This window comes from Methylobacterium sp. UNC300MFChir4.1, assembly GCF_900110155.1.
Taxonomy (GTDB): Bacteria; Pseudomonadota; Alphaproteobacteria; order Rhizobiales; family Beijerinckiaceae; genus Methylobacterium.
Map to the genome: position 1 here is coordinate 1 of NZ_FOCS01000058.1, position 7,199 is coordinate 7,199.

Here is a 7,199-nt window from a genome sequence, read left to right on the forward strand (position 1 = left end):
CGTGCCCGCCCAGCTCTCGGCCGCCCTCGCCGCCGGCGCCCTCGACGACACCGCCAGCCTCACCCGACTGGTCGCCAGCGGCGAGGCCCTGCCGCCCGACCTCGCCCGCGCCGTCGCCGCCCGCACCGGCGCGCGGGTGCACAACCTCTACGGACCCGCCGAGGCCGCCATCGACGTCACCGCCTGCGATGTCGCAGCCTGGGACGGCGCCTGCGACGGCGCCTGCGACAGCGCCTGCGCAGATGGGCCCGCCCCCGGGCCGCGCGTGCCGATCGGCGCGCCCATCGCCAACCTGCGCCTGCACGTCCTCGACGACGCCCTCCACCCGGTGCCGGTCGGCGTGGTCGGCGAGCTCTACATCGGCGGCCTCGGCCTCGCCCGGGGCTACCGCGGCCAGCCCGGCCTGACCGCCGCGCGGTTCGTGCCCGACCCGGAGGCCGGGCGCGGCGGCGCGCCGGCCGGGGCGCGGCTGTACCGCACCGGCGACCGGGCGGCGTGGCGGGCGGACGGGCAGCTCGACTACCGCGGGCGGGCGGACGATCAGGTCAAGATCCGCGGCCAGCGCGTGGAGCCGGGCGAGGCGGCCGCCGCGCTGCGGGCGCTGCCGGGCGTGGCCGAGGCGGCGGTGGTCGCCCGTCCCGGTCCGGACGGGGGGCTGCGGCTGGTGGGCTACGCGGTGCCGGCGGCCGGCGGCGCGCTCGACGAGCCCGCGCTGCAGCGGGCCCTGGCCGACACGCTGCCCGACGCGCTGCGCCCCGCCCGCATCCTCGCCCTGCCCGCCCTGCCGGTCTCCGCCAACGGGAAGCTCGACCCAGGACGGCTCCCCGAACCCGACTGGGCGGGCGCGGACCGGCGCGGGCCGCGCACCGCGCGGGAGGCGGCCGTGGCGCAGGCCTTCGCGCAGGTGCTCGGCCTCGACGGGGTCGGGATCGACGACGGCTTCTTCGACCTCGGCGGCCACTCGCTGCTCGCCACGCGCCTCGTCAGCCGGCTGCGCGCGGCGCTCGGCGTCGAGCTGCCGCTGCGCGCCGTGTTCGAGGCCCCGACGGTCGCGGCGCTGAGCGGGTGGATCGCCGCGGTCGGCGGCGACGCGGCAGGACGCGCCGGCCCCGCGCGCCTACCCCTCGGCGCGCGCCCGCGGCCGGATGTCGTCCCGCTCTCCGCGGCCCAGACCCGGATGTGGCTGCTGTCGCGGATCGACGGCGCGCATCCCTACACCATCCCGATCGCGCTCCGCCTCACAGGCCCGCTGGACGCCGACGCGCTGCGCGCGGCCCTCGCCGACGTGGTGGCGCGCCACGAGAGCCTGCGGACCCGCATCGTCGCGATCGACGGGGCGCCGGCGCAGCAGGTCCTGCCGCCCGACGCGGCGCGGCCCGGCCTCGGCCTGTGCGCGGCGGACCCGGAATCGTGGCCGGAGGCGCTGTCCGCGGCGGCGCGCGCGCCCTTCGACCTGGCCGTCGACCTGCCGATCCGCGCGCGGCTGTACCGGTTCGGCCCGGACGCGCACGGGCTCCTCCTCCTGATCCACCACGTCGCCGCCGACGGCTGGTCGCTGACTCCGCTGATGCGCGATCTCGCGGCGGCCTACGCGGCGCGCCGCCGCGGCGCGGCGCCGGAGCGCCCGGCCCTGCCGGTGCAGTACGCGGACTACGCGCTCTGGCAGCGCGACCGTCTCGGCGACGAGGCCGACCCGGACAGCCTGATCGCCCGCGAGATCGGCTACTGGCGCGCGCAGCTCGCGGGGCTGCCCGAAGGCCTCGCGCTGCCCACCGACCGGCCGCGCCCGGCGACGGCGAGCCACCGCGGGCGGCGCGTGCCCCTCGCCCTCGGGCCGGATCTCCACCGCGCGCTGGCGGATCTCGCGCGGCGCGAGCGGGCGAGCCTCTTCATGGTGCTCCAGGCCGGCCTGTCGGCGCTCCTGACCCGCCTGGGCGCGGGCGAGGACATCCCGCTCGGGAGCCCGATCGCGGGCCGCACGGACGAGGCCCTCGACGGCCTCGTCGGCTGCTTCGTCAACACGCTGGTGCTGCGGACCGACACGTCCGGCGACCCGAGCGGGCGCGACCTCGTGGGGCGGGCCCGCGCCGTCGCGCTCGAGGCCTACGCGCACCAGGACGTGCCCTTCGAGCGCCTCGTGGAGGTGCTGAACCCGCCGCGCTCGCTCGCGCGCCATCCCCTGTTCCAGGTCATGCTGGCGCTTCAGGACGGCGTGCCGGATTCGTTCGATCTGGCCGGCCTGCGCGCCGTCCCGGATCCGGTCGGCGCCGGGGCCGCGCGGTTCGACCTCGCCTTCGACCTCGTCGAGCGGCGCGGGGCCGACGGGACGGAGGCGGGCGTCGTCGGCCACCTCGAATACGCCACGGACCTCTTCGAAGAAGCCGGCGCGACCCGCCTCGCGGACCGGTTCGCGCGGCTGCTCGCGGCCCTGACGGCCGCGCCGGACCGGGCAATCGGGGATCTCGACCTGTTCGAGGCCGGCGAGCGGCGGCAGGTCCTGACGGACTGGAACGCGACGGCGCGGGCGGTGCCGCCCGAGACCCTGCCGGCGCTCGTCGCCGCTCAGGCGGCCCGCACGCCGGAGGCCGTCGCCCTGGTGGCCGGTTCGGAGGTGCTGCGCTACGCGGAGCTCGAGGCCCGCGCCAACCGGATCGCCCACGCGCTCATCGCCCGCGGGATCGGACCGGAGGACATCGTGGCGGTGGCGCTGCCGCGCGGGCCGGACCTCGTCGCGGCGCTGCTGGGCGTGCTCAAGGCCGGGGCGGCCTACCTGCCCCTCGACCCGGGCTACCCCGCGGAGCGGCTCGCCCTCATGCTGGCCGATGCCCGGCCCGCCGGCCTCGTGACCGTCGACGCGTGGCCGCGGCCGGACGGCCTGCCCGCCCTGGTGCTCGACGCCCCGGACGGGCGCGCGGCGCTCGCGGCCGCGCCGGCCCGCGCGCCGACCGACCGGGACCGGGCGCGCCCGCTCGTGCCGGCCCATCCCGCCTACGTGATCTACACGTCCGGCTCCACGGGCCGGCCCAAGGGGGTCGTGGTCCCGCATGCCGGCCTGACCAACCTGCTGCACGACCTCGTCGATCGCCTCGGCGTGACGCCGGCGGACCGGCTGCTCGCCGTCACCACGGTCGGCTTCGACATCGCGGGCCTCGAACTGTTCGGGCCGCTCCTCCGCGGCGCGCGCGTGGTGCTGGCCGGGCGGGACGACGTGCTCGATCCCGGGCGTCTGGCGCGGCTCGTCCGCGAGGCGGGCATCACGCTGATGCAGGCCACGCCGACGCTGTGGCGCGGTCTCGCGGAGACGGACGCCCTGCGCGGCGTGCGGGTGCTGGTGGGCGGCGAGGCGCTGCCGCCCGACCTCGCGGGCGCCCTGAGCGCGCGGGCGGCGCGGGTGACCAACCTCTACGGCCCGACCGAGACCACGATCTGGTCCACGGCGGCCGAGATCGTGCCCGGCGCGGAGGCCGTCACGATCGGCGCGCCCCTGTGGAACACGCAGGCCTACATCCTCGACGGCGGCCTGCGGCCGGTCCCGCCGGGCACGGCCGGCGAACTCTACCTCGCGGGCGCCGGGCTCGCCCGCGGGTATCTCGGGCGGCCGGGGCTCACGGCCGAGCGCTTCGTCCCCTGCCCCTTCGGGCCGCCCGGCGCGCGCATGTACCGGACCGGCGACCGGGCGCGCTGGCGCGCGGACGGGGCCCTCGACTACCGCGGCCGCGTCGACCACCAAGTGAAGATCCGCGGCGTGCGCATCGAGCCCGGCGAGGTCGAGGCGGCGCTGATCGCGCAACCCGGCGTCGCGCAGGCCGTCGTGACCGCGCGGCAGGACCGGCCCGGCGACGCGCGGCTGGTGGCCCACGTCGTCCCCGGCCCCGGGGCGGCGCTCGACCCCGCGGAGCTGCGCCGGGCGCTCGCCGCGACGCTGCCGGACGCGATGGTGCCCGCGGCCATCGTGACGCTCGATGCCCTGCCGCTGACCCCCAACGGCAAGGTCGACCGCGCCGCCCTGCCGGCGCCGGAGCCGGTCGCCGACCCGGCCGCCGACCCGCCGCGGACCGGGACGGAGCGCCGCCTCGCCGCTGTCTGGGCCGAGGTGCTGAACCTCCCCTCGGTCGGGCGCGGCGACAACTTCTTCGCCCTGGGCGGGCACTCGCTCCTCGTCGCCCGGGTCGTCGCGCGCCTGAGCGAGGCGCACGGCATCGCCCTGCCCCTGCGCGCCGTCTTCGAAGCGCGCACCCTGGCGGATCTCGCGGTCGCGATCGACGGCCGGGACGCGGGCGGCGCGGACGCCGACATCGACGCGATGAGCGACCTCCTCGACGCGCTGGAACACGCCGAATGACCGACACCGGCCCCTCGCGGGACGACCAACTGCGCGCCCTGGCGGCGCGCTTCTCCGCGCTGCCCGACGGCAAGCGCCGCCGGTTCGTGCAGGACCTCGCCGCGCGCGGCCTCGACGCGGACCGCCTGCCGATCCTGCCCGCGAAGGGCGGCGACGCGGGACCGCTCTCCGACGCGCAGCGCCGGTTCTGGCTCCTCTGGCAGCTCGACCCGGAGAGCCCCGCCTATCACATCGTCGGCGCGCTGCGCCTGACCGGTCCGCTCGACCCCGAGGCGCTGGACCGGGCGTTCGCCGGCGCCGTCGCCCGTCACGCGGGCCTGCGCGCGCGCTTCCCCCTGCGCGACGGGGAGCCGGTGCAGCAGGTCGACCCGGCGGGCACGTTCGCGATGGCCCGCCACGACCTGACCGGCTGCGACGCGGCCGAGGCGCGGGCGCGCCGCGCCGCGATCGAGGCGGCCGTCGAGCGGGCGCCCTTCGACCTCGCGCGCGGGCCCCTGCTGCGCGCCGCCCTGGTGCGCGAGGCGCCGGACCGGCACGTCGTCTTCCTGACCCTGCACCACATCGTCGGCGACGCCGTGTCGATGGACCTGCTGATCGACGCGGTCGCCACCGGCTACGGATCCGACGCGCCGGAGAGCGCGGCCCCCGCCATCACCTACGCGGATTACGCCGCCTGGCAGGCGCGGATGCTGGACGCGGGCGCCCAGGCCGCGAGCCTCGGGTTCTGGACGGACCTCCTCGGCACGGAGCACCCCGTCCTCGCCCTGCCCGCCGACCGGCCGCGCCCCGACGTGCCCAGTTTCACGGGGGAGACGCTGACCTTCCCGCTGCCGCCCGCGACCGCGGCGGGCGTCCGCGCCCTGGCCCGCCGCGGCGGCGCGACCGCGTTCCACGTCCTCGCCGCCGGCTTCGCGATCCTGCTCCAGCGCCTCGGCGGCGACCGCGCTCTCCGCCTGGGCGTGCCGGTGGCGAACCGCACCCGGCCCGAGACCGCGGGCGTGATCGGCAGCTTCGCCAACACCCTGGTCCTGCCCTTCGCGTTCGACCCGCTGGACAGCTTCGCCGCGTGCGTGGAGGCGACGCGGGCGCTCCTCGTGGAGGCCCAGGCCCATCAATCCGTGCCGTTCGAGCGCCTCGTGAGCGCCCTGAGCCCCGACCGGCATCCGGGCCGCAATCCCCTGTTCCAGGCGATCGCCCAGCACCTGCAGGAGCGCCCGCTCGCCACGATCCGCCTCGGCGACCTGTCGGTCGAGCGCGTCCCCCGCGCCACCGGCAGCGCCCACGTGGATCTCGGCCTGACCACGCTGGAGGACGCGCAGGGCGGCTTCACCGCGCACCTCACCTACGCCCGCGACCTGTTCGACGCGGCCACCGTCGCGCGCTGGCGCGACCATTTCCTGACCCTGCTGGGCAGCCTCGTCACGGCGCCGGACGCGCCGATCCACGGGGCGCCCCTGCTCACACCGGGCGAGATCGCGCGGCTGAACCCGCCCTCCGCGCCGTCCGAGGTCGACGGGCAGCCCGTTCACGTGACCATCGCGGGGTTCGCGCGCACGGACCCCGAACGGACCGCGGTGATCTTCGCCGATCGCGCCACGAGCCGCGGCGCGCTGGACGCCGAGGCGAACCGCCTCGCGCACCGTCTCGCCGAGGCCGGCATCGGCCCGGACACGGTCGTCGCCGTGATGCTGCCCCGCTCGCCCGGCCTGCTCGCCGCCTATCTCGGCGTGCTCAAGGCGGGTGGCGCCTACCTGCCGCTCGGGCTCGACCTGCCGGACGCGCGGATCGCCGCGATGGTCGCCGACAGCGGCGCGCGCGTCCTCGTCACGGATCGCGCCCATGCCGGCCGCGGGCCGGCCGCGGTCCCGCGGATCCTGATCGACGCGGACGCGCCGGACGCGGGCGCGGGGCCTCCACCCCCGGTGGCGCTCCACCCGGAGAACCTCGCCTACCTGATCTACACCTCCGGCTCGACGGGGAAGCCGAAGGCGGTGGCGGTCGCGCACGGCCCGCTCGCGATGCACGTCCGCGCGACCGCGCCGCTCTACGAGATGGACGCGGACGCCCGCGAGTTCCACTTCATCACCTTCAACTTCGACGGCGGGCACGAGCGCTGGCTGACGGCGCTCGCCTGCGGCGCCAGCCTCGTGCTCCGCGACGACGCGCTCTGGTCGCCGGCGGAGGTGTTCGCGGCGTTCCGCCGGCACGGCGTGACGAATGCCGGCTTCCCGCCGAGCTACGTCCGGGAACTGACGCGCTGGGCCGAGCAGGAGGGCGGCGCGCCGACCCTCGACCTGCTCTCCTTCGGCGGCGAGGCGATGCCGCGCGACGAGCTCGCGCGCGTCAACCGCGCCCTCGGGCCGCGCCGCCTCATCAACGGCTACGGGCCGACCGAGACCGTGGTGACGCCGCTCGTCTGGAAGGTCCCCGCCGGCACGACCTGCGACACGCCCTACGCGCCGATCGGCAGCCCGGTGGGCGACCGGACGGCCTGGATCCTCGACGACGCGCTGCACCCGGTGCCGGTGGGGGTGGTGGGCGAGCTCTACATCGGCGGCACCGGCCTCGCCCGCGGCTATCTCGGACGCCCCGGCCTGACCGCCGAGCGCTTCGTGCCCGACCCGTTCGGAAGGCCCGGCGCGCGCCTCTACCGCACCGGAGACCGCGCCGCCCGCCGCCCCGACGGCGCCCTCGACTACCGCGGACGCGCCGACGAGCAGGTCAAGATCCGCGGCCAGCGCGTCGAGCCCGGCGAGGTCGCCGCCGCCCTGCGCGCGCAACCCGGCATCGCCCAGGCCGCCGTCCTCGCCCGCCGCAGACCCGACGGCCCCGCGCGGCTCGTGGCCTACGCGGTGCC

General features: G+C 78.0%; 2 protein-coding genes. Both read left to right on the forward strand.

Annotated elements, in window-relative coordinates; all coding sequences use genetic code 11:
* Positions 1-4,342 (forward strand): non-ribosomal peptide synthetase (locus BMY19_RS30045; RefSeq protein ID WP_139215753.1); only part of this gene is annotated, 4,342 nt, incomplete at its 5' end.
* Positions 4,339-7,199 (forward strand): amino acid adenylation domain-containing protein (locus BMY19_RS30050; RefSeq protein WP_139215754.1); only part of this gene is annotated, 2,861 nt, incomplete at its 3' end. The genes BMY19_RS30045 and BMY19_RS30050, both read left to right, overlap by 4 nt.